Origin of the sequence: Mesorhizobium sp. CA10, assembly GCF_020165285.1 — a bacterium.
In the GTDB taxonomy this organism is placed as follows: domain Bacteria; phylum Pseudomonadota; class Alphaproteobacteria; order Rhizobiales; family Rhizobiaceae; genus Mesorhizobium.
Map to the genome: position 1 here is coordinate 427,934 of NZ_JAIUHV010000001.1, position 22,386 is coordinate 450,319.

19 protein-coding genes are annotated in these 22,386 nt (G+C 63.6%); 12 read left to right on the plus strand and 7 right to left on the minus strand.

All coding sequences use genetic code 11. The annotated features are described in order from the left end of the window. Positions 1-4: 4 nt before the first annotated feature. Positions 5-265: a DUF6455 family protein gene (locus LB535_RS02045; protein ID WP_224630980.1), complete on the minus strand. Its 261-nt coding sequence runs from the start codon at positions 263-265 to the stop codon at positions 5-7. A gap of 212 nt (positions 266-477) precedes the next feature. Beyond that, positions 478-1,287 carry a universal stress protein gene (locus LB535_RS02050; protein ID WP_224630981.1) on the minus strand — a complete coding sequence of 270 codons (810 nt, stop codon included), beginning with the start codon at positions 1,285-1,287 and terminating at the stop codon, positions 478-480. Between the two features lie 218 nt (positions 1,288-1,505). Between LB535_RS02050 and LB535_RS02055 the strand changes: the two genes are divergently transcribed. From LB535_RS02055 to LB535_RS02080, 5 genes are all read left to right on the plus strand, one after another. Further along, the gene (locus LB535_RS02055; protein WP_224631184.1) at positions 1,506-3,038 is read left to right on the plus strand and encodes a PAS domain-containing sensor histidine kinase; all 1,533 of its coding nucleotides are present in this window, start codon (positions 1,506-1,508) and stop codon (positions 3,036-3,038) included. Then, on the plus strand, positions 3,025-3,639 hold the full coding sequence (gene fixJ / locus LB535_RS02060) for a response regulator FixJ (RefSeq protein WP_224631185.1): 615 nt from the start codon (positions 3,025-3,027) through the stop codon (positions 3,637-3,639). Before LB535_RS02055 ends, fixJ begins: the two co-directional genes overlap by 14 nt. Before the next feature lie 462 nt (positions 3,640-4,101). Further along, positions 4,102-5,379 carry a 5-aminolevulinate synthase gene (gene hemA, locus LB535_RS02070; RefSeq protein WP_224630982.1) on the plus strand — a complete coding sequence of 426 codons (1,278 nt, stop codon included), beginning with the start codon at positions 4,102-4,104 and terminating at the stop codon, positions 5,377-5,379. Between the two features lie 312 nt (positions 5,380-5,691). Beyond that, positions 5,692-6,936 carry an MgtC/SapB family protein gene (locus tag LB535_RS02075; protein ID WP_224630983.1) on the plus strand — a complete coding sequence of 415 codons (1,245 nt, stop codon included), beginning with the start codon at positions 5,692-5,694 and terminating at the stop codon, positions 6,934-6,936. A 382-nt stretch (positions 6,937-7,318) separates the two neighbouring features. After that, on the plus strand, positions 7,319-8,626 hold the full coding sequence (locus LB535_RS02080; RefSeq protein ID WP_224630984.1) for an NRAMP family divalent metal transporter: 1,308 nt from the start codon (positions 7,319-7,321) through the stop codon (positions 8,624-8,626). 423 nt (positions 8,627-9,049) lie between these two features. Here LB535_RS02080 and LB535_RS02085 read toward each other — a convergent pair whose 3' ends face one another. The 3 genes from LB535_RS02085 to LB535_RS02095 all read right to left on the minus strand — a co-directional run bounded on the left by LB535_RS02085 (position 9,050) and on the right by LB535_RS02095 (position 11,579). Next, entirely contained in the window at positions 9,050-9,805 is a 756-nt protein-coding gene (locus LB535_RS02085) for an SDR family NAD(P)-dependent oxidoreductase (RefSeq protein ID WP_224630985.1), read from the minus strand. Positions 9,806-9,879: 74 nt separating this feature from the next. Then, complete coding sequence (locus LB535_RS02090; protein ID WP_224630986.1) at positions 9,880-10,650, minus strand: SDR family NAD(P)-dependent oxidoreductase; 771 nt, start codon at positions 10,648-10,650, stop codon at positions 9,880-9,882. A 95-nt stretch (positions 10,651-10,745) separates the two neighbouring features. Then, the gene (locus LB535_RS02095) at positions 10,746-11,579 is read right to left on the minus strand and encodes a GNAT family N-acetyltransferase (RefSeq protein WP_224630987.1); all 834 of its coding nucleotides are present in this window, start codon (positions 11,577-11,579) and stop codon (positions 10,746-10,748) included. 462 nt (positions 11,580-12,041) lie between these two features. On the opposite strand from LB535_RS02095, the gene LB535_RS02100 reads away from it, so the two are divergent. Further along, positions 12,042-12,908, plus strand: a complete 867-nt coding sequence (locus LB535_RS02100) for a hypothetical protein (RefSeq protein ID WP_224630988.1) — start codon at positions 12,042-12,044, stop codon at positions 12,906-12,908. Between the two features lie 130 nt (positions 12,909-13,038). On the opposite strand, the gene LB535_RS02105 is transcribed toward LB535_RS02100, so the two are convergent. Continuing rightward, entirely contained in the window at positions 13,039-14,241 is a 1,203-nt protein-coding gene (locus LB535_RS02105) for an ROK family transcriptional regulator (protein ID WP_224630989.1), read from the minus strand. A gap of 222 nt (positions 14,242-14,463) precedes the next feature. Between LB535_RS02105 and LB535_RS02110 the strand changes: the two genes are divergently transcribed. From LB535_RS02110 to LB535_RS02135, 6 genes are all read left to right on the plus strand, one after another. Then, positions 14,464-15,702 carry an extracellular solute-binding protein gene (locus tag LB535_RS02110; RefSeq protein ID WP_224630990.1) on the plus strand — a complete coding sequence of 413 codons (1,239 nt, stop codon included), beginning with the start codon at positions 14,464-14,466 and terminating at the stop codon, positions 15,700-15,702. A 186-nt stretch (positions 15,703-15,888) separates the two neighbouring features. After that, positions 15,889-16,773: a carbohydrate ABC transporter permease gene (locus LB535_RS02115; RefSeq protein ID WP_224630991.1), complete on the plus strand. Its 885-nt coding sequence runs from the start codon at positions 15,889-15,891 to the stop codon at positions 16,771-16,773. After that, complete coding sequence (locus LB535_RS02120; RefSeq protein ID WP_224630992.1) at positions 16,773-17,618, plus strand: carbohydrate ABC transporter permease; 846 nt, start codon at positions 16,773-16,775, stop codon at positions 17,616-17,618. The genes LB535_RS02115 and LB535_RS02120 overlap by 1 nt, the downstream gene beginning before the upstream one ends. After that, complete coding sequence (locus LB535_RS02125; RefSeq protein WP_224631187.1) at positions 17,615-18,637, plus strand: SIS domain-containing protein; 1,023 nt, start codon at positions 17,615-17,617, stop codon at positions 18,635-18,637. Before LB535_RS02120 ends, LB535_RS02125 begins: the two co-directional genes overlap by 4 nt. Beyond that, positions 18,637-19,575: a PfkB family carbohydrate kinase gene (locus LB535_RS02130; protein ID WP_095766418.1), complete on the plus strand. Its 939-nt coding sequence runs from the start codon at positions 18,637-18,639 to the stop codon at positions 19,573-19,575. Before LB535_RS02125 ends, LB535_RS02130 begins: the two co-directional genes overlap by 1 nt. After that, on the plus strand, positions 19,562-20,638 hold the full coding sequence (locus tag LB535_RS02135) for an ABC transporter ATP-binding protein (RefSeq protein WP_224626714.1): 1,077 nt from the start codon (positions 19,562-19,564) through the stop codon (positions 20,636-20,638). The genes LB535_RS02130 and LB535_RS02135 overlap by 14 nt, the downstream gene beginning before the upstream one ends. Positions 20,639-20,725: 87 nt before the next feature. Here the strand turns inward: LB535_RS02135 and LB535_RS02140 are convergent, their stop codons facing one another. Beyond that, positions 20,726-22,240 carry an aldehyde dehydrogenase family protein gene (locus tag LB535_RS02140; protein ID WP_224630993.1) on the minus strand — a complete coding sequence of 505 codons (1,515 nt, stop codon included), beginning with the start codon at positions 22,238-22,240 and terminating at the stop codon, positions 20,726-20,728. Between the last annotated feature and the right edge of the window lie 146 nt (positions 22,241-22,386).

A 22,386-nucleotide genomic window follows, 5' to 3' on the forward strand; every position in this document is an offset into this window, starting at 1 on the left:
TCGATCAACGGATGGACTGCAATCGAGCGATCAAATCGCTATTGCGGCAATAGGCCGGCGGATGATCGGCATGAGCGGTTTCGTCGAGCCAGGCGGCGCATTCGTCCTGATGGCCGCAAGACCGGCACCGATCAACGGCACGATTGGTGACGGCTGCGTGATCAGCCACAACTTTCAGCTGCCTCTCGACACCCATCTTCTGCATCATGCGTTCCATCAAGGCGGTTCTAGCGTCAGCCCCGAGCAGATATTCGAGAAAGCTCATATGGTCACACTCCTCAGACCGCAAACCATTGCCACGTCAGGCGGCGTGCGACATTGATCTCGATCAACGAGAGAGCCCGTCTGCCCTAGCTTAACTGTATCGAGCGACCCGTATGGGCGCTCGACCTGACCAGGAGAGCGGCTGGCCGATCGCGACTCGCTCGCCATGGTTGGTCTGTGCCATCTGCCGCTCCGGTCGCCACGATCGCAAAGTCAATTCGAAAACAGGCGGCTGATACCGCTCTCGCCAATCAGCGAGCGTGTGATGCCGCCAAAGGCCCATTCCCTGAGCCGGCTGTGACCGTAGGCGCCGCAGACGATCAGATCAGCGTTGACCGAGCGAGCAAACGCCATCAGCCCCTCGCCATTCGCGGCACCGGGGATCACTTCGGTTCGCGCCATGATGCCATGCTCCTCTAGAAACACCGCGACGTCGGCGAGGCTGTCTCGAACATCCGTCCCCGGGACGGCTTCCATTGTGGCGACTACAACTTCTTTGGCCTTGGCAAGGAGCGGCAAGGCATCGGACAAGGCTCGTCGTGCTTCCCGGCTGTCCTTCCAGGCAACCAGCATGGTTTTCCCAAGCAGGTGTTCGGCATTGCCCGCCGCAACCAGCACCGGGCGACCGGCCCCAAGCACCAGGCCTCCTACATCGAGGGCTCGGAACACATCATCGCTGCCATTGGCGGTCACGATGAGATCGGCTGAACGGGCTGCCAGCCCCAAAGCGCGAGTCGGACCGCAAATATGCTGTCTCCACTCACTGCTGATGGACTGCGAGACGAGCTTCTCAAAGCTATCGCGCAGCTCGGCAAGACGCTTCTCGATCTCCTGCCGTTTTACCTGCATGACCTCGCCTTCATAGACCAGGCCTTCACCCGTGGCCACCAAGGGCGGAACGTCCGCGGCAGCGAAACCGACAAGGTGAGCATCAAAGCGATGCGCCATTTCTGCCGCAAGCTTCACGATTGGCGCTGGATCCGCATCGACGGCCAAGTTGACGACAATCGATTTGTAGGACATGCGGCACCTTCAGGAGATGATGATCGATTGATGAGTGCCATTCGGCGAGGCGCATGACCTTGATGCCGATCAAACTCCGGTAGCTCCATATTTGCGAATGCCTATGCGAGTGCTAAACCATCGATCGCCAGTGTTCCTTCAGATGCAGAATGGATGTGACCCAGAAGAACCCAGCTTCCGCGGAAACCATCGCCGAAGCGGCCGCTTCGCCTGCCGCCATGTCGCGAGGTGGTGAATTGCCGGAACGTGCGCTGCTTGCATCGATGTTCGAGCAGGCGCCGGGCTTCATGACCTTGCTCAGCGAGCCCGGGCACGTGTTCGAGCTGGCGAATGCCGCCTATGAGCGAATGGTCGGCCAGCGAAACATCCTTGGCAGACCGATGCGTGAAGCCTTTCCCGATCTCGAAGGCCAAGGCTTCTTCGAATTGCTGGACCGCGTCTATGAGACCGGCGAACCTTATGTGGGCCGAAGCGTCAAGGTCGTCTATCGGAACGTCGAAACGGGCGTTGCGGAAGAACGCATCCTCGACTTCGTCTATCAGCCAATCAGGGCTAAGGACGGCCGGATCACGGCGATATTCGTTCAAGGCACGGACGTCAGCGAGTTGTCCTTCGCCAACGCCGCGCTGCAGATGCGAGAGGATCACCTGCGTTCGATCCTGGCGACGGTGCCCGATGCCATGGTCGTCATCGACGAGAGCGCCGATATCCAATCCTTCAGCACCGCCGCGGAGACATTGTTCGGCTACAAGGCCAGCGAGGTCATCGGTCAAAACGTCAAATTGCTGATGCCCTCACCGTACAGGGAAGAGCATGATGCATACATGCAGCGTTACCTGACGACCGGTGAGCGGCGCATCATCGGGATAGGGCGCACGGTAACCGGGATGCGCAAGGACGGGTCGATCTTTCCGATGGAGCTCGCTGTCGGCGAAATGCATCCGGGAACAGGCCGCTTCTTCACCGGCTTCTGTCGCGACCTGACGGAACGCCACAAAACCGAAGCCAGAATGCAGGAGCAGCAACAGGAATTGCTGCACATGGCACGTTTCACCGCGCTCGGCGAAATGGCCTCGACATTGGCGCATGAGATAAACCAGCCGTTGACGGCCATCACGAACTACCTCAAGGGCAGCCGGCGCCTGCTCGAGAAAAGCAGTGACGAGAACGCGGCTATGTTGCGGGAGGCTGTCGAAAAGGCCGCGGAACAGGCCTTGCGTGCTGGCGACGTCATTCGTCGTCTCAGGGACTTCGTTGCCAGGGGTGAAAGCGAGCGCCAGGTCGAACACCTGCCATCGCTTATCGAGGATGCCTCATCGCTCGCTCTGGTCGGCGCGAGGGAGGCCGACGTACGCGTCACATATGATCTCGACCCGGCGGCCGAGCTGGTTCTGAGCGATCGAATTCAGATCGAGCAGGTGCTGCTCAATCTCATGAGAAACGCCGTGGAGGCTATGCAGGGCATGCCGCGCCGGGAGTTGCGCGTCTCTACGACCTCTCGAAATGACAGGATGGCAGAAGTCGGCGTGATCGACACCGGGCCTGGGCTGGCGCCAGAGGTCTCGGCCCAACTCTTCCAGCCCTTCATTACCACGAAGAAGCACGGAATGGGCGTGGGACTGTCTATTTGTCGCACTATCGTCGAGTCGCATGGTGGTCATATTTGGGCGGAGTCGATGCCTGATGGCGGAACGGCCTTCCGCTTCACTTTGCGCGCGGTAGAAAAGGAAGAGGTCGCTGGTGGCCAGTGATATCGTTCATGTCGTCGACGATGATGTCGACGTTCGCAAGTCGCTGGGTTTCCTGCTTGCGACAGCCGACTTTGCCGTGCGCCTCTACGAATCGGCAACCGCATTCCTGGCGACAGAGCCGAAGGAGCTCGAGGGCTGCATCGTTACCGACGTGCGCATGCCTGGCATCGACGGCATCGAGTTTCTGCGGCAACTGAAGACCCGTGGCCTTGGCGTGCCGGTGATCGTGATGACCGGGCACGCCGACGTCGCGCTGGCCGTCCAGGCGATGAAGGAGGGCGCCGCCGACTTCATCGAAAAGCCGTTCGACGACCAAGTGCTCATTGATGCGATTCGTTCCGCCTTGGACAATCGCAGCCAGCCCATTGCGACACATCCGCAATCAACGGAGATCCGGAAGAACCTTGCCACTCTTTCAGAGCGCGAGCGCCAGGTGCTCGACGGGCTCGTCTCCGGCTTGCCGAACAAGACGATTGCCTATGATCTTGGCATCAGCCCGCGCACGGTCGAAATCCATCGTGCCAATGTCATGAGCAAGATGGGCGCCGGCAGCCTCTCGCATCTGGTACGAATGGCCTTGATCGCTGAGCCCAAACATTAAGAAAAGTTCGGTGCGGTTCCGTCCGGAATTGCCGCTCTAAGACATGTTTCCAACCGAAACGGTACTGTCTTTTGGCAAATCCCAGTCGCGCCAGTGGGTCGGCCGGATATCGACGCGAATGCCGGTAACGGCATTCCGCCACCCCTCCCGATCCTTTTCGCAGGGAAATATTACGGCGTGCAAGCCTTCCTCGTCCAGAACGGCTAGTTCGAGACTGCGGCCAAACGGAGCGCTTGCTATTGGATTCCACATCCAGCCAGCGTGGGTTGAAATGGGGTCGCACGCTTTGATTTGGATCAGTTTTGGACGGATTATGTCGGGGAACCTGCCTACCGTGAGGCATCCGCGCGCCTGCCAATTTGACATAGCTCAAAGCGGCGCCTTCCCCTGCTTCGTAGGTTGGCGTCCCAGCGGGTCGAGCGCGTCGGGTCCGCGGCGTCACTTCCCGCACAGGAGCTCCACATGAACTATCAGCGGTTCTTCGAAGATGCGATCGACCAGCTCCACGCCGAGCGTCGCTATCGCGTTTTCGCCGACCTGGAGCGCATTGTGGGCAAGTTCCCGCGCGCCATCTGGCGTTCCAACGGCCGCGCCCAGGAAATCACCGTATGGTGCTCCAACGACTATCTCGGCATGGGCCAGAACGAGGACGTGATTGCCGCCTTGCAGAACGCGGCCGGCAAGATGGGCTCGGGCGCCGGCGGCACCCGCAACATTTCCGGCACCTCCAACCCGCTGGTCGAGCTCGAGCAGGAGCTCGCCGATCTGCATGACAAGGAGGCAGCGCTGGTCTTCACCTCCGGCTTCGTCTCCAACGAGGCCTCGATCTCGACCATCGCCAGGCTTCTGCCCAACTGCCTGATCATCTCGGACGAGCTCAACCATGCCTCGATGATCGAAGGCGTGCGGCGCTCGGGCGCGGAAAAGAAGATCTTCCGCCACAACGACGTCGCGCATCTAGAGAGCCTCTTGCAGGCGGCGGGGCGCGAGCGCGCCAAGCTGATCGTCTTCGAAAGCGTCTATTCGATGGACGGCGACATCGCGCCGATCAGAGAGATCGTCGAGCTCGCCGAACGCTACAACGCCATGACCTATATCGATGAGGTCCATGCGGTGGGCATGTACGGACCGCGCGGCGGCGGCATCACTGAGCGCGAAGGCCTGGCCGACCGCATCGATATCATCGAGGGCACGCTGGCCAAGGCCTTCGGCACGCTTGGCGGCTACATCGCCGGCACCAGCGCCGTCATCGACGCGGTGCGCTCCTATGCGCCGGGCTTCATCTTCACCACCGCGCTGCCGCCGGCGATCGCGGCCGCCGCCACCACCTCGATCCGGCATCTCAAGCGCTCGCAGGCCGAGCGCGACGCGCAGCAGCGCCAGGCGGCCAGAACCAAGCAGGTGCTTGCCGCCGCCGGGTTGCCGGTGATGGAATCGGCCACGCATATCGTGCCGGTGCTGGTCGGCGATCCCGAGCTTTGCAAGATGGCCAGCGACCGGCTGCTTGGCGTGCACGGCATATACATCCAACCGATCAATTATCCGACGGTGCCGCGCGGCACCGAGCGGCTGCGCATCACGCCGACGCCATTCCATTCGGACGCGCTGATCGCCCAATTGCAGGATGCGCTGGTCGAGACCTGGGATGCGCTGGGCATTCCCTATGCCGGCTCCGGCCGTCCCGCCGTCGCCAAGAGCGACCGGATTATTCCGCTGCTGGTGAGCAACGCGGGCGGCTAGATCCAGGGCGCAAAAACTTGATCCAACCCAATGCGCGAAGGTGCCCGGCACGCGAACATAGAAACAGAGCCACCGGAACGACGATGAAGGTGGCCATCCGGGCGTTGAAGCGACGTTCCCCGCGAAAGCCGATCGCATGATCAGACACGCAACATCTTCCTCATGTGTTCTTCAGCATCGTCATCGTGGAGGTTGCGGGCCGCGAGGCGTCGGAGGGCTAATCTTTCCGCGGCGAAGTGGTGCGGAAGCTGTGCCAAGCCAACTGCCAGTCGAACCGGTTGGCTGCACATGCAGCCGACTTGAGGGGCTGCCATGGGCTCGCTCATAACCCGACTCGCTATCGCGTTGGCGATGGGCCTCCTCGTTGGATTGGAGCGCGGCTGGCGAGAGCGCGATGCGCCCGATCGGAGCCGCACGGCGGGCATCCGGACATTCGGCATTGCCGGGCTTCTCGGCGGCATCATCGCGGCGCTGGCCGAAGCGCTCAACGCGATTTCCGTGTTGATCGCCGGCTTTCTTGCCTTCGCCGGCATCTTTGCATGGTACAAGGCGCGCGAAGCCGCGCATGATGAGGATTTCAGCGTTACGACCGTCATTGCGGGCTTGGCTGTGTTTACGCTTGGCGCTCTATGCGTCGCGGGCGATTTTCGCGTTGCGGCCGCGGGCGGCGCAGCGCTGGCGGCGCTGCTGGCCAGCCGAGAAGTCCTGCATGGCCTGTTGAAGCGCCTCACCTGGATCGAGCTTCGCTCGGCCTTGGTCCTGGCAGTGATGAGCGCCATAGTCCTGCCTCTACTGCCCGACCGGGCGTATGATCCGTGGGGCGGCTTCAATCCGCGGGAGATCTGGCTGCTGACGGTGCTGATGGCCTCGATCTCGTTCGCCGGTTATGTCGCCGTGCGTGTCCTCGGAAACGCTCGCGGTTTGATTGTGAGCGCGCTTGCCGGCGCCGTGGTGTCATCAACCGCTGTCACCTTGTCACTGGCTCGTATTGCCAGCGCGTCGAACACTTCCTTGTCCCTGTCAGGCGCGGCCTCGCTGGCCGCGATGGTCTCCATCTTGCGTGTCTGCCTCGTCGTCCTGTTGCTGGCGCCGGACGTAGCGGCATTCATCGCTATACCGGCGCTTTTTGCAGCAGTCGCATTTGCGGCCTGCGGAGCATCCGCATTGGCAATTGCGGGCCACATACAGGACAGTACTGCTCCGTCACGAAATCCGTTCGAAATTGTCCCGCTGATGATCTTTGCGCTGCTGTTCGCATTCGCCTCGACGGCAAGCGCCGCGTTGGCCTCGCGGTTTCAGGAACAGGGTCTGCTGGCGAGTTCCGCGATCGCGGGTAGCTTTGACGTCGACGCCTCGGTGCTCAGCGCCCTGCGGCTGGCTAAGCGCTCGATTTCCATTGAAACCATCGGGCATGCCGTGCTGACGGCCCTGATGGCCAACGCCATTGGGCGCCTGTGCCTGGCGATAGCGGCAGGGCCGGTGAAATTCTGGCTGCCACTGGCCGGCATGACCTTGACCGCCGCGAGTGCGGGTTATTGCGCCATGCAGTTCCTCTAGAGGCAATTCCAGGAAAAGTGTGAGCGGTTTTCCGTCCGGAATTGCGTAAAAAACAAAGAGGTAGGGCGTTCGTCGTTTCCGTGAAACGGTGAAACGCACTAGCGGGCGCGATTTGCGGTCGGCCTCGCGCCGATCCGGATTTGACCGGCGTCAAGGCTGCCAAGCCTCATTCGGCGTCGACCAAGCTGCGGCTGGGTTCTCCAACAGCGCTCGTGATCGGCTCCATGGTGGGCTCAGGCGTCTTCAGCCTACCTCGGAACATGGCAGCCGGCGCCGGCCCGCTTGCGATCCTATGCGCATTGTTCTCCATGCTTTGAGCGAGGTCAAAGATCGTCGCACCGACCGGGATTACCAGTGCGCGGACTCTTTTTCCGGGCGGCCTATGCGTATCGTCGACGACAACATCAGCGAAGTACCCAGGCACGGCAAGCCATGGAATTTGCTCGGCCGCCTGAGGGAACATCCGCTTGCGCGCGTCGGACCCGGTTTGATCACCGGAGTAGCCGACGACGATCCGAGCGGGATTGCGACTTATTCGCAGGCAGGCGCCCAGTTCGGTCTCAACATGCTTTGGACGATGCCGCTCTGCTTCCCGCTGATGGCGGCAGTCCAGTCGATGTGCGGCCGAATCGGCCGCGTTACGGGAAAGGGACTTGCCGCCAACATAAAGGCGCACTTCCCACCGTTCGTCGTCGTCTTCGTCGTTGCGCTGCTCGTTGTGGCGAACACGCTCAACATCGCTGCCGACATAGCTGCCATGGGCGAGGTCGCAGAGCTCGTAACCGGCATGAGCCGACACATCGCCACTCTGATCTTCACATTCGCGACGCTGGTCCTGCAGGTGTTCGTCCCATACCATCGCTATGTCGGTTTCCTCAAATGGCTGACGCTGTCGCTTCTTGCCTATGCCGCGGTGCTCTTCATGATCGATGTGCCCTGGGGCGAGGTGGCGCTTCGCACCGTGTGGCCCAGATTGCCGATGAACGCCGAGACTTCCACCGTGGCGGTGGCGATCTTCGGCACGACGATCAGCCCCTATCTCTTCTTCTGGCAGGCCTCCGAAGAGGTCGAAGAGATGAAGGGCGGTCCTCCCCTTATCGAAGACGCGACCGGATCGGGGACTGAACTGCGCCGGTTGCGCTGGGACACCTGGAGCGGCATGTTCTATTCGGATGCGACGTCCTATTTCATCATCCTCGCAACCGCGGCAACACTGAATGCCGCTGGTATCACCCACATCGAGACTGCGGCACAGGCCGCCAGCGCCCTGCAGCCACTGGCGGGCGATTTCGCCTTCGTGCTTTTTGCCGCCGGCATACTGGGAGTAGGATTGATCGGCGTGCCCGTCCTGGCGGGCTCGGCGGCTTACGCGCTGGCGGAGGCCATGGGATGGCAGGAAGGGCTTGAGCGCAAGGCGGGCGATGCGCGCGGCTTCTATGGCGTCATCGCGGTAAGCATCCTGGCGGCACTGGCCATCCAATATCTGCCCATCAGCCCGATGAAGGCGCTGTTCTGGAGCGCCGTCATAAACGGCGTCGTCGCGGTGCCGCTCATGATAGTGGTCATATTGCTGGCTTCAAGCCGATCGGTTATGGGGTCTTTCACGTCCGGTTGGCCGATCATCATGCTGGGCTGGATCGCGACGGCACTGATGGCCTGGGCATCGATCATGATGCTTTTGTCCGGCTAGGGCGTGATGCCGAAAAGTGTGAAGCGCTTTTCGGGCGAACATCATGCTCTATTGGTACCGCTGTGAGCGGCTCCCTTTTCGACGCATTGATCGAGATCAAATTCGTCCTGCCACAATTGGTCATATGTCTTGCGATCAGGCGCTTAAGGTGAATTCCGCTCGATGAAAAATGCCGTCGCGAGACTTGTCGACACGTGCAACGCCGAAAGAAGCAAGGGATCGGACTTTCCCACGATCTGGAGGAATGTGCTAAAGGCGCACCCTTGCGTGCGCGGACAACCCGTTCAGGACAGCGCAGAGAGCGGCCCTATTTTGCGGGTCCCTCTGATTACCGGCCAGTTCCTCGTGTTCCTGGGTTCGCATTTCATCCTGTTATGACCTGAGTACCAGAGCGTCCCTGTATTTTGACTTTCGCTCTCGCGGTCATGCCTTGCGTTCCTGCAGGATGTTGCCGCCGTCCACGACGAGAACGGCGCCGTTGACATAACTGGCTCCGTCGGATGCCAGGAACAGCACGGCCGCCGCGACTTCCTCGGGGCTGCCGGCACGGCCAAGCGGTGTGTTGCGGGCAGCGACAAGCTCCTCAGGCGTCGAGGCGCCCGTCGCGATCCATCCCGGCGCCACGGCATTGACCGTGACGCCGCTGCGGCCGACCTCCAGGGCAAGCGCATGCGTCAGCCCGATCATGCCGGCCTTGGCCGCGGAGTAGGCGGCCTCGCCTTCATTGGATACGTAAGGTCCCGTCACCGATGCCATGTTGACGACGCGTCCATGGCCGCGCTGCACCATGCCGGCCAGAAAGCCGCGCGTGCTCAAAAAGGCGGTCTTCAGGCTGACATCGATGCCGCGGTCCCAGTCGCTTTCGCTGAGGTCAAGAAATCGCCGCTGCAGCGCCGGCTGGGCGATGGTGCCCATCCCGGCATTGTTGACGAGGACGTCGATCTCGCCGGTCTCGGAGCGTAAACGATCGACGTCGCCCGAGAGCGTCAGGTCGGCCGCGAAAGCGCGGACATCGAGCCCCTCGCCCCGCAGTTCCGCCGCTCGTTGCTCGACGCGTGCGGACGAAGCGGTGATGGTGACCGAAACACCGGCCTCGGCCAACGCACGCGCTACCGCCACGCCAATGCCGTCGGCGGCGCCCGCGCCGGTCACCAGTGCCATGCGGGACTTGCGGAACACGACCATTTTCCCTCCAGGATGCAGGCGCCGACATGCCGGCGCGGCCAATCACGGCCGCGACGAACCGAACCGGCTCAATAGCCGGCGCTGACGCCGAAATCGATCGAAAGCGCGGCCCCGGTGATCGGCGCCGCGCCCGGCTGGCACAGATAGTGGATGAAGGAAGCAATCTCCTCCACCTGGATGAACCTTGCTTTGTCCCCTTGCGGATAGTGCCCCAGGAGCCGGCGCTTGTAGCCGTCGGGGTCGTCCGCGCCATAGGTCTTGGCCTGATATTCGATCATCGGCGTTGCCGTGTCGCCAGGACAGACGGCGTTGACCCTGATGCCTTGCGGGGCGAGTTCCAGCGCGAGAGCCTTGGTCAAGAGCACCAGTCCGCCCTTCGAGGCGCAATAGACGGAAGCCCCGTTGTTGCCGACGATGCCGGCGTCGGACGCAATGTTGACGATCACGCCCTGCGCCACCGACAGATGCGGTATGGCTGCCGAGATCAGGAAGAAGGCTCCCTTGAGATTGATGTCCAGCACCAGGTCCCACTGATCTTCCTCGACCTCGCGTGCCGGTCCCTCGAGCCAGACCCCGGCGGCGTTGACGAGAATGTCGATCGCACCGCCCCACTCCCTGGCCTTGCCCACCACGTCGCGGCAGGCAGCGACGGAGCGGATATCGAGCGGCAAGCCGATCGCGTCCGCCCCGGCCGCGGCAATCTTGGCCACGGCGCCGTCGAGCTTGGAGCCGGGAAGATCCGCGAGCACGATCCGCTCGCCGTCGGCGGCGAAACGCAGTCCGGTCGCCAGACCCATTCCTCCGGCGCCGCCGGCGATCAGAACCGTCCTTCCAGCCATTCGATAATCTCCGAAACGCAGCTCGGCAAAGGCAACCACGTCATGGAGCCATGTCGCATGGACCAGCCAGGCAAAACAATGATCTCAGCACGCGATCACCCCAGCTCGAGCGTCGTGACGCCGAAAACCGTCGACTGGTCGTTGCCGGGCTTGCCGCCCTTGTACATGCGTGTCGTCGTGAAGCCCGGAACCATGCCGGCGGCCTGCAGCATGGCGGTGTATTGAACCTGGCCGGCCGGCACGTCGATATGCAATTCCTCGCCGGCAGTTGCGTCCGACAGGTCCGCCAGCATTGCCAAGGCCAGGTCCGTCCGATCTGCGAACAGCGGCCCGACCTTGAAACCCTGCCTGCAGCGGCGCGCCACGCCGTAGCCGGTAATGCCGTCCGATCCGGCTGAGAGCCGCGCAATCCGCGGCGGCCGCAGCCACTCGCCAAGGAAGGTTTCGCGCAGTGCTGGAAAGCACTTGCGATCGTAGGCGAAAATCTCGACCATGTCGCCGGCCGCCACAGGTTTTGTTTTGCCGCCCTCGGGCAAGCCGGCGGGGCGGCCGCTGTGGCGGACGGTCTCATAGGCAGGCACGAAGCCCATACGCCGGTAGTTCGCCTGCTGCTCGGCCACCCCGTCGAGGCCGATGATGCGGTTGCCCAGACGCGCCATGCCGGCGTCCCAGACCGCCTTGCCGTGACCTTCGCCACGCCGGTCGGGCCGGCATATGTAGAGGCCGATAAAGCTGAAGCCCGAGCCGTATGCGACGGCCGAAATGCCGGCCGCCATCTCGCCGCCAACAAAGGCGCCGATGAACCCTTGCGGATCGACCGCCCGAAACGCCGCGGCATCGCCGGTGCCCGGATTCCAGCCCTCCTCCGCTGCCCAGCCAACAAGCGTTTCCACCTCGCTGGCGGTCAGCGTCCTGATTATTCTCGGCATCGTTTCACTCAGGGTTGGCCATCACCGACCAGGATAGGCCGCCCTCCGCAGGCTGCAAAGGGCTGCGCGGATTCCTCGTCACCCATACGTTATCGATCGGCGCCGACCGGCGCGGCCGACGCCAAGGCGCATGTATTGGAGACCGTCGCGCTGCCCGACAGAATGCGGCATCCTCGAAGCGCGGATCCTGCAGGATTGTCTGCGAATCCGCACCAGGGACGGAGCCCATCCCGGGAAGCACTCCCCGCAGCCCCGATGGCGCGGAACCTATGCTCGCCTGGCGGGACTCGTCAATTCAACGCAGGAGCTGCGGGCCCGACGGCTTTCCCGAACCGATGCAAAGAGTTAGCAGCGAATTCACCGCCTGATCGTTCGTTTTTCCAATGGGCAACTGGACACGACCGGCGAAGACTGGGAGTCTTCATTTGTCGTTGCTTGGAATCGCATGGAGTGCCGTAGGAAATGCCGCTGAGTGCCGCAGAAATCGCCCGTCATCCGGCAGCGCTTCGCGGTGTCCAGGAGCAGTCCAAAGCACTCATCCATATTTATCAAACGAGCCCGCGGCTGGCTGCCGTGTTTGCCACCCAGCAGCGCTGGCTGCTCGCTCATGTCGGCTTGGCTCTGCATTTCCGGCGCGATCCCAACGACCGCCGTACCGACATGACGATGGCGCGTTTCATCGAGGTCGTGCGCCGCAATTCCGTGGCCAGCCGCAACACCGCCGAGGCTTTCGTCAAGGAGATGCTGCACTACAACATCGCCGAATATATTTCGGCCAGCGGCGATGGCCGCGCCCATCCGTTGCAGGTCACGGCGGGCACCATAGAGACCTTCACCGGCTGGATTTACGCGCATCTGAGAACGCTCGACCGCATAGATGGCGCGAACCGGCTGGAAAACTTCCTCGAGCGACCCGAGATGCTGCCCATCCTGCAGCCTCTGATCGCCGATGGATTGCTAGCCAGCGGCGCAGTGCGGGAGCCTGGGCAGACTTTTTCATTGTTTATCTGGCTAAACAACGGCGGCATCGTCATGGACTGGCTGATGTCCGGTATCGATCCTGAGGATGTCCATCTCGACAGGATACCGACCGGCGTCATCTCGGTCAGGGAATTCGCCCACTGGCTGAAGCTCTCACGCACCCATCTGGCGCGCAAACTGTATGATGCCGAGGCGCTCGGCAGCATCGGCTGGATCGGCCAGCGCGGCCATTCCGTGATGTGGGTTTCGAGGACTTTCTTCGACGAATACATGGCCGTCCAGGCAGCCAAGCTCGCCGTCGTCGACGAGGCCTTCGAAGCCTGCATCTCAGCTCTGAAGAATCGCTGACCGTCAAGACTCCGCCTGGCGCCGCGCAAGACCGGTACCCGCGCCAGCGGGCGCCGCCCAGGCGGTCAAGCTCGCCATCATCGTCGCGGCTTTCGCCGCAAGCATGACGCAGGCGACGGGCCGACCGCTTCTATCCGGCCTTCAGGATCGCGGAAAAACGCGGATCGAAGGTTCGGCTGATCGGCTCTGCCGCGGCGCCGACCGCGATCGCCCAGGGATCGGTGGTACCCAGTTGCAGCCGTGGCAGGCGCCGGACCGGGCGATCCGCGATCGACGGCAGCAGCGGATGCATGGCCCGAAGCAGGAGCCGGGCGAGTGCTTCGGGCGCGCTGGAGGTGAGGATGACGGTTTGCGGATCGAAGATCGTTTCGATCAGATGCACGCCCCAGCGCAGGTCGGACGCGGCTCTTTCGACCCAGCCCATGACCCGCGGATCCTGCGCAAGCGCCAGTGCGCCAAGCGTCTCGTAAAGCCCCCTCTCGGTAGGGTCGAGGCCGAGATGCTGATAGAGCGAGGCCAGCGATGCACGGTGTTCGAGCGGCGTGGAACCGGGGCCGGCCGGCGAAAGCAGCGCCATGCCGACCTCGCCCGCATTGCCGTTGCCGCCGCTGTAGAGCTCGCCATTGAGGATCAGCCCGGCGGCTATGCCATAACCGACATAAAGGCAGACGGCGTGGTCGACGCCATGCGCCGCGCCGACGATCCGCTCCGCCGTCGCGCAGGCGGCCGCATCGTTCTGCAGGCCGACATCGAGCCCGGTGCCGGCCGAAAGCGCCTCCACCAGCGGAAATTGCTGCCAGGCAGGCATCATCCATTTGTTGTCGGGGTTCTTCAGCCCGAAGGGTCCCGGCATGGCGACGCCCAGTCCGACCAGCCGTCGCTCGGACTGGGCAAACAAGGAAGCCAGCTCGCGCCTGACGCGGTCGACCAGGCCGAGGATGATCCTGACGCCCGCCGAAGGCTCGTCGAACGGCAGCCCCGCCTCGGCGCGTGCGATCACCTTCCCGACGAGATCGACCACCACCACGCGCGTCACATGCCGGTCGATCTGCAGCCCGATGGCGAAGGCCCCTTCGGGAACCAGCCGGTAGGGCGTGAAAGGCTGCCCCCTGCCCTTGCGCACCGCATCCAGCGCCACGACCAGGCCATCGCGCTCGAGATCCTCGATGATGTTGGAGACCGCCTGCTTGGTAAGCTGTGTCGCCCGCGCCAGGTCGGCGCGTGAAAGCGCGCCGTTGAGCCGCAGCGCCTCGATCATGACGCGCCGGTTGTGGGCGCTCGTTCCCTCCTGGTTGGTGCCGCTTTTGGCGCGGATCGGGCTGATGTCGTGCACCGTCGTTTCCCCTCTTGACTCCATTAAAGGATTGATCGACTAATTAAGTCAAGCGAATTGACTTAATAGGTGAGACCCGCGCGGTTCTAAAAAAAGACGGCAAAAGCTTTCGAGCTCCGCCGCACGCCGTTGGGATGGATCCGGTCAGACGCGATGCGAATTCGAGAAAGCGGCACAGCCTTGGCCGCCCACTCGCAGCCGTCGAAAATGGGAGAAAGACAAATGCTGAAATCGATCGGTAAGACACTTCTGGGCGCGTTGTTCGTTGGCGGGCTGCTCGTCCCCCACGCCTTCGCTGAAACCACCTTGAACGCGCTCTTCATGGCGCAGGCCGCCTATAGCGAGGCCGACGTGCGCTCGATGACGGAGGCCTTCACCAAGGCCAATCCGGACATCAAGATCAATCTCGAATTCGTTCCCTATGAAGGCCTGCACGACAAGACCGTGCTCGCTCAAGGATCGGGCGGCGGTTATGACGTGGTGCTGTTCGACGTCATCTGGCCGGCTGAATACGCGACCAACAAGGTGCTGGTCGATGTCTCGTCGAAGATCACCGATGACATGAAGAAGGGCGTTCTGCCCGGGGCCTGGACCACCGTCCAGTATGACGGCAAGTACTATGGCATGCCGTGGATTCTCGACACCAAATACCTGTTCTACAACAAGGAAATCCTGGAAAAGGCCGGTATCAAGGCGCCGCCGAAGACCTGGGAAGAACTCGGCCAGCAGGCCAAGCTCATTCAGGACAAGGGCTTGCTGAAGACGCCGATCGCCTGGAGCTGGTCGCAGGCCGAAGCCGCCATCTGCGACTACACCACGCTGGTCAGCGCCTATGGCGGCGACTTCCTCAAGGACGGCAAGCCCGACTTCCAGAACGGCGGCGGTCTCTCGGCGCTGAAATACATGGTCGACAGCTACAAGTCGGGCCTGACCAATCCGAACTCCAAGGAATTCCTGGAAGAGGATGTGCGCAAGGTGTTCGAGAACGGCGATGCCGCTTTCGCGCTGAACTGGACCTACATGTACAACATGGCCAACGATCCGAAGGACTCCAAGGTCGCGGGCAAGGTCGGCGTCGTGCCGGCGCCGGGCGTTGCCGGCACCAGCGAGGTCTCGGCCGTCAACGGCTCGATGGGCCTTGGCGTGACGGCGGTGTCGAAGCACCAGGACGAAGCCTGGAAATATATCGAGTTCATGACCTCGCAGGCGACACAGAACCAGTATGCCAAGCTGTCGCTGCCGATCTGGGCTTCGTCCTATGACGATCCGGCCGTCACCAAGGGCCAGGAGGAACTGATCGCCGCCGCCAAGCTCGGTCTTGCCGCGATGTATCCGCGCCCGACCACGCCGAAATACCAGCAGCTGTCGACGGCGCTGCAGCAGGCGATCCAGGAATCGCTGCTCGGCCAGGCGACGCCGGAAGACGCGCTCAAGACCGCTGCCGAAAACAGCGGCCTCTGATCTGGCGTTCCTCCACGCGGGCGGCCTCATACACGAGCGCCGCCCGTGCTATTTCTAGAGCAATTCCAGGAAAAGTGTGAAGCGGTTTTCCGTCCGGAATTGCGTCAAAACAAAGAGATAGAGCGGTTCGCCGTTTCCGTGAAACGGTGAACCGCTCTAGCCGGATGACAGGAGAGAGGCGCTCTGATGTCGGGCACCTGGATGACGACGCGCGCGTGGCTGTTGATGCTGCCGCTTCTGATGATCATGGTGGCCGTCATCGGCTGGCCGTTGGTCGATACCTTCAGGCTTTCCTTCACCGGCGCCCAGCTGGTCGGCACGGCGGGCAACTACGTCGGCTTCGACAACTATACCAAGATGCTGACCAGCTCGAACTTCACCCGCACGCTCTCGACCACCACCTGGTTCGCGGTTATCTCGGTCACCGCCGAGATGGTGATCGGCGTGCTTGCGGCCCTTCTGCTCAATCAGGAATTCCGCGGCCGCGCCGTGCTGCGCGGGCTGATGATCCTGCCTTGGGCGCTGCCAACCGTCGTCAACGCGACGCTCTGGCGGCTGATCTACAATCCCGAATATGGCGCGCTGAACGCGGCGCTGACGCAGCTCCATATCATAGATGATTACCGCTCCTGGCTAGGCGAGCCGGGAACGGCCCTGGCGGCGCTGATCGTCGCCGACTGCTGGAAGAATTTCCCGCTGGTCGCGCTGATTGCGCTCGCCGCCCTGCAGGCGGTGCCGCGCGACATCACCGCCGCGGCACTTGTCGACGGCGCCGGCCCGCTCAACCGCTTCCGATTCGTCATCCTGCCCTATCTTGCAGGCCCGCTGATGGTGGCGCTGGTGCTGCGCACCATCGAGGCCTTCAAGGTCTTCGACATCATCTGGGTCATGACGCGCGGCGGCCCGGCCAACAGCACGCGCTCGCTGTCGATCCTCGTCTACCAGGAAGCCTTCTCCTTCCAGCGCGCCGGCTCCGGCGCCTCGCTGGCGCTGATCGTCACCCTGCTCGTCACCGTGCTCGCCGTCGCCTATGCGACGCTGGTCAAGAAGACCGCGGGGAGCGCGGCCTGATGGAACGCAAGAGCCCTGTCTTCACCGCTTTCGTCTATGCCTGCGCCATCCTGCTCGCCGCGGTGGTCCTGGCGCCGCTCGCCTGGCTCTTCGTCATGAGCATATCGCCGGCCGCCGACCTCGCCGCCAAGCCGCTGCGCTGGTGGCCGCAGGCGGCCGACTTCTCTCGTTACACGCAGCTTCTATCGAGGGTCGAGAACAGTGCCGGCGCCGCCTTCACCGCATCGCTGCGCAACAGCCTGGAGGTCGCCGGCATGGCGACGCTCGCCGCTGTTGTCCTTGCCGTGCCAGCCGGCTGGGCCGTTTCGCGAACGCCTTCGGTCGGCTGGTCGCTTTCGATGGTGATCGCCACCTACATGCTGCCGCCGGTGGCCCTCTCCGTACCGCTTTACATGGGCCTGTCCTATCTCGGCCTACTCAACAACGTCTTCGGCCTGGCGCTGATCTATCTGACGATCCTCGCGCCCTTCACCACCTGGCTGATGAAATCGGGTTTCGATTCCATCCCGCGCGAGATCGAGGCGGCGGCCATGATCGACGGAGCGGGGCTGCTCCAGACCTGGCGCATCATCACCTTGCCGCTGGCTGCGCCCGTGGTGGCGACATCGGCGCTGTTTGCCGTGCTGCTTGCCTGGGACGAGTTCTTCTACGCCCTGCTCTTCACCTCGGACCAGCGGGCAAAGACGCTGACCGTCGCCATCGCCGATCTCGCCGGCGGCCGCATCTCCGACTACGGACTGATCGCCACCGCCGGCGTGCTTGCGGCCTTGCCGCCGGTGCTGATCGGCCTCGTCATGCAACGCGCGCTGATCTCGGGCCTCACCAGCGGCGGAGTGAAAGGATAATCATGACTGCTCAAGAGAAACGCCCGGCAGGGCTCGTCGCGATCGACCGCGAGATGGCGCGCCAGCATGAGGATGCGCTTGCCTCGTTCGACAGCAATCGAGAAGTAGCTGCCGAGATCGCTGCCTCGATCAGCAAGAACGGCAGGCTCCTCCTGCTCGGCATGGGCGCCTCGCATGCCGTCGCCCGCGCAGTCGAGCCGCTCTATCGCGCGCACGGCATCGACGCCATCGCGCTGCCGCTGTCGGAGCAGCTCGGCCAGCCGCTGCCGCTGACCGGCAAGACGGTGATCGTCACCTCTCAATCCGGCGAAAGCGCCGAGGTCTTGCGCTGGTTTGCCGAGACCGGCGATCGCACGGAGACCTTCGGTCTGACGCTCGAGGCCGGCTCGTTTCTTGGCCGTACGGTGCCTTGCCTCGTCGGCGCCGGCGGTAGCGAGCTCGCCTTTGCCGCGACCCGCAGCCTGACCGTGACCTTCGCCCTGCATCTCGCCATCCTGACTGCGCTAGGCGACGATCCCGCCGGCGCGCTCGCCGGGCTCAAGGCGCCCCAGACGGTCGAGATCGATGCCGCGCTCGCGGCGCTCAGGATGGTCACGACCATCGTCACTTCTGGCCGCAAGCTTCAAGGCGTGGCTGAAGCCCTTGCGCTCGGCTTCACCGAACTGTCGCGCCTGCCTTGTTTCTCGCTCGAAGGCGGTCAGTTGCGCCACGGGCCGATGGAGATGCTGGGCCCAAGCATTGGCGTCGTGCTCTTCCGCGGCAACGACCCGACCGCCGACCTCGTCACCGCCATGGCCACTTCAGTGGTCGAGACCGGGGCCCCGCTGATCGTCTTCGACGCTTCGGGCAAACCGCCGGTCGCAGGCGCCGTCACATTGAGGTTCAAGCCCGCGTCCGGACTGGCGGCGATCTTTGCCATGCTGCCGGTGGCGCAAAGCCTGATGATCGCCTTCGCCGATTCCCGCGTCGAGAATGCCGGAACGCCGGTGCGCACCACCAAGATCACCAGGAGCGAATGATGCGGCCGCTCGCGGTGATCGGCAACGTCAACGTCGACCTGATCGTCGGGCCGGTCGCGCCATGGCCGAAGGCGGGCACGGAGACCGTCGTCGACCACGACGACCTGCGTGTCGGCGGCCAGGCCGGTAACACGGCGCTTGCCTGGCAGGCGCTGGGCATCGATTTCGAGATTGCCGCCAATCTTGGCGACGACCAGTTCGGGCGCTGGCTGCGCGAGGCATTCGGGGGCCGCGCCGCGAGATGGCCGGTCCACACGGAGGGCACGACGCTGTCGGTCGGCATGACCCATCCGGACGGCGAACGCACCTTCTTCACCACCCGCGGTCACCTGCCGCGCTTCAATCTCGACGACGTGCTTTCGGTTCTGGACGGCAAGCGGCTTTCGGGCGGCTACGCGCTGCTTTGCGGCTCCTTCCTGACCGACGACCTCACGCGCCAGTACGATGCTTTTTTCGATTGGGCGGAGGCACACCGCATCGCCGTCGCGCTCGACACCGGCTGGCCGATGGATGGCTGGACGGCGCAAAATTGTGCCGCGGCGCGCGCCTGGCTGTCGCGTTGCGAGCTTGCGCTCTTCAACGAGGTCGAGACGACGACGCTGGCGGGGTTGAAGAATCCCACGGACGCGGCACGCAAGATCCGCGACGGCATGAAAAAAGCCGCGACCGTGGTCGTCAAGCGCGGACCCGAGGGCGCGATCGCTATCGGCCCGGACGGCCAGATCATCGATGCGACCGCGCCACGCGTCAACGTCGTCGACACTATCGGCGCCGGCGATGTCTTCAACGGCGCCTTTCTGGCGGCGCTTGCTCGGGAGCACGCTCTGGCACGTTGCCTTGCAGCGGCTGTTCAGGTGGCATCGCGGGCCATTTCCACCCTGCCCCGCGATTATGGCGGGCCGATTTTCTTCGAGGAAGCCATCCATGAGCGCGCTTGAAATCCGCGATATCCGCAAGAATTACGGCAGCGTCGAAACGCTGAAAGGCATCGACATCGCGCTCGAGAACGGCGAGTTCCTGGTGCTGCTGGGCTCCTCCGGCTGTGGCAAGTCGACCTTGCTCAACATCATCGCTGGTCTTGCCGAGGCGACCAGCGGCGACGTGTTGATCGGCGGCCGGTCCGTGCTTGGCGTGCATCCGAAGAACCGCGACATCGCCATGGTCTTCCAGTCCTACGCGCTCTATCCGAACCTGACGGTGAGCCGCAACATCGGCTTCGGGCTGGAGATGCGCAAGGTTCCCGTCGCCGAGCGCGACAAGGCGGTGCGCGAGGCGGCGAAGCTTTTGCAGATTGAGAACCTGCTCGACCGCAAGCCCGGGCAGCTCTCCGGCGGCCAGCGCCAGCGCGTCGCCATCGGAAGGGCCTTGGTGCGCAAGCCGCAGGTCTTCCTGTTCGACGAACCGCTCTCCAACCTCGACGCCAAGCTGCGGCTCGAGATGCGCACCGAACTGAAGCGCCTGCATGAGATGCTGCGCACCACGGTCGTCTACGTCACCCACGACCAGATCGAGGCGATGACGCTGGCGACCCGCATCGCCGTCATGCGCGACGGTCGTGTCGAGCAGCTCGGCACGCCGGAAGAGATCTACAACCATCCGGCGACGCTCTATGTGGCAGGCTTCGTCGGCGCGCCTGCGATGAACATGCTGGAAGCTTTTGTCGAGGACGGCAAGCTCGCCATTGCCGGCACGGATGCGCGGCTGGCGCTGCCGGCGCACTACGCCAACGCAGGCCGCGACGGTGCTCAGGTCATTGTCGGGGTGAGGCCGGAAGCGCTCCGGCTGGGGCCGGGCAGCGGCGCCGATCTGTCGCTGCCGGTCGAGATCGACGTCGTCGAACTGACCGGTCCCGAACAGGTCACCACGGCCCGGATCGGCGCGCAGAACTTGACGGCGACCTTGCCGCCGCGCGCCCGCGTCGCCAAGGGTCAGCCATGCGCGTTCGTCTTCGATGCGGACGCGCTCCGCCTCTTCGATCCGGCTACCGGCAAGGCTTTCTGAGCAATCGACCGCCTTCCGCCCGCATGGCCCGATCGATAGTCGAGCCGGGTCAGCTCGCGGGTGAGAGCTGACCCGTCGCTTCGTCCCTCAATCGATGTCGAACGACACGCCTTGCGCGAGCGGCAGCGCCTTGGAATAGTTCACCGTGTTGGTGGCGCGGCGCATATAGGCCTTCCAGGCGTCCGAGCCGCTCTCTCGGCCGCCGCCGGTCTCCTTCTCGCCGCCGAACGCCCCGCCGATCTCCGCGCCCGAAGTGCCGATATTGACGTTGGCGATGCCGCAATCCGAACCGTCGACGCCAAGGAAACGCTCCGATTCCTGCAGGTCGCGCGTGAAGATCGACGATGACAGGCCGGCGCCCACGGCATTGTGCTGTTCCAGCGCCTCGTCGAAATCGGAATATTTCATCACGTAGAGGATCGGCGCGAAGGTCTCTTCCGTGACCGGCGAGACCTGGGCAGGCATTTCGACCAGTGCCGGATGCACGTAATAGGCGTCCGGATGGCCGTTCTCGACGCGCGCGCCGCCGGTCACCTTGCCGCCATGCGCTTCAGCCTCCTTCAATGCCTTCTGCATGTTATCGAAGGCCGCCTTGTCGATCAGCGGACCGACCAGCGCCTTGCCCTCCAGCGGATTGCCGACCGAGACGGTTTCATAAGCCTTCTTCAGCCGCGGCAAGAGCGCATCATAGACGCTGTCATGCACGAACAGGCGCCTCAGCGTGGTACAACGCTGGCCGGCCGTGCCCATGGCGCCGAAGGCAATCGCCCGCAGCGCCATGTCGAGATCGGCGGTGGGCGTGACGATGCCGGCATTGTTGCCGCCGAGCTCGAGCACGGCGCGCGCAAAACGCCTGGCGAGCCTGGGGCCGACCTCGCGGCCCATGCGGGTCGAGCCGGTGGCCGAGACCAGCGGCACCTTCGGATGATCCACCAGCACCTCGCCGGCAGCGCGGTCGCCGATCAGCACCTGGAGCAGTCCAACCGGCGCGTCCGCGCCGAAACGCTTGGCGGCGCGCTTGTAGATCGCCTCGCAGGCAAGCGCCGTCAGCGGCGTCTTTTCCGACGGCTTCCATACCACCGCATCGCCGCAGACGAAGGCAAGCGCCGCGTTCCATGACCATACCGCGACAGGGAAATTAAAGGCCGAGATCACGCCGACGACGCCGAGCGGATGCCAGGTCTCCATCATGCGGTGTCCGGGGCGCTCGGTGGCGATGGTGAGGCCATAGAGTTGCCGGGAAAGGCCGACGGCGAAATCGCAGATGTCGATCATCTCCTGGACTTCGCCCAGCCCCTCGGAGGGGATCTTGCCGACCTCGATCGACACCAGCCGGCCAAGCTCGTCCTTATGCGCGCGCAGCTCCTCGCCGAGCAGGCGCACCAGCTCGCCGCGCTTTGGCCCCGGCACCAGCCGCCAGGCCTGGAAAGCCTTGTGCGCGGCATCGATGGCCTTGCCGGCGTCGGCGGCCGAGATCGACTTCAGCGCCGCGATCTGTTCGCCCGTCACCGGGCTGCGCACGATCAGGTCGCCCCCCGAAAGCGCATCTTTGGCGACGCCCAGTTTCTCAAGAAGTGAAGCGGTTTCCTTCGCTAACGTCATTTTTGTCCCTTTCATATCCCGCCGCTCATGGGACGGGCGTGGAAGCCATGCGCCATGTCCGTGCCGTCGGGCACAGCCGGGCGCTTTCATGGCGTGGCATTACGCGTTTCGGGGGAAAACCGCTACCCCGGCATGGTCCAAGGCCG

Excerpts from the sequence above, each read along its gene's own strand:
- LB535_RS02135 (WP_224626714.1), top strand. The coding sequence starts at position 19,562 with ATGAGCGCGCTTGAAATCCGCGATATCCGCAAGAATTACGGCAGCGTC.
- LB535_RS02080 (WP_224630984.1), top strand. The coding sequence starts at position 7,319 with ATGCGTATCGTCGACGACAACATCAGCGAAGTACCCAGGCACGGCAAG.
- LB535_RS02100 (WP_224630988.1), top strand. The coding sequence starts at position 12,042 with ATGCCGCTGAGTGCCGCAGAAATCGCCCGTCATCCGGCAGCGCTTCGC.
- LB535_RS02130 (WP_095766418.1), top strand. The coding sequence starts at position 18,637 with ATGCGGCCGCTCGCGGTGATCGGCAACGTCAACGTCGACCTGATCGTC.
- LB535_RS02075 (WP_224630983.1), top strand. The coding sequence starts at position 5,692 with ATGGGCTCGCTCATAACCCGACTCGCTATCGCGTTGGCGATGGGCCTC.
- LB535_RS02095 (WP_224630987.1), bottom strand. The coding sequence starts at position 11,579 with ATGCCGAGAATAATCAGGACGCTGACCGCCAGCGAGGTGGAAACGCTT.
- LB535_RS02045 (WP_224630980.1), bottom strand. The coding sequence starts at position 265 with ATGAGCTTTCTCGAATATCTGCTCGGGGCTGACGCTAGAACCGCCTTG.
- LB535_RS02055 (WP_224631184.1), top strand. The coding sequence starts at position 1,506 with ATGTCGCGAGGTGGTGAATTGCCGGAACGTGCGCTGCTTGCATCGATG.
- hemA (WP_224630982.1), top strand. The coding sequence starts at position 4,102 with ATGAACTATCAGCGGTTCTTCGAAGATGCGATCGACCAGCTCCACGCC.
- LB535_RS02115 (WP_224630991.1), top strand. The coding sequence starts at position 15,889 with ATGTCGGGCACCTGGATGACGACGCGCGCGTGGCTGTTGATGCTGCCG.
- LB535_RS02140 (WP_224630993.1), bottom strand. The coding sequence starts at position 22,240 with ATGACGTTAGCGAAGGAAACCGCTTCACTTCTTGAGAAACTGGGCGTC.
- LB535_RS02120 (WP_224630992.1), top strand. The coding sequence starts at position 16,773 with ATGGAACGCAAGAGCCCTGTCTTCACCGCTTTCGTCTATGCCTGCGCC.
- LB535_RS02110 (WP_224630990.1), top strand. The coding sequence starts at position 14,464 with ATGCTGAAATCGATCGGTAAGACACTTCTGGGCGCGTTGTTCGTTGGC.
- LB535_RS02090 (WP_224630986.1), bottom strand. The coding sequence starts at position 10,650 with ATGGCTGGAAGGACGGTTCTGATCGCCGGCGGCGCCGGAGGAATGGGT.
- LB535_RS02050 (WP_224630981.1), bottom strand. The coding sequence starts at position 1,287 with ATGTCCTACAAATCGATTGTCGTCAACTTGGCCGTCGATGCGGATCCA.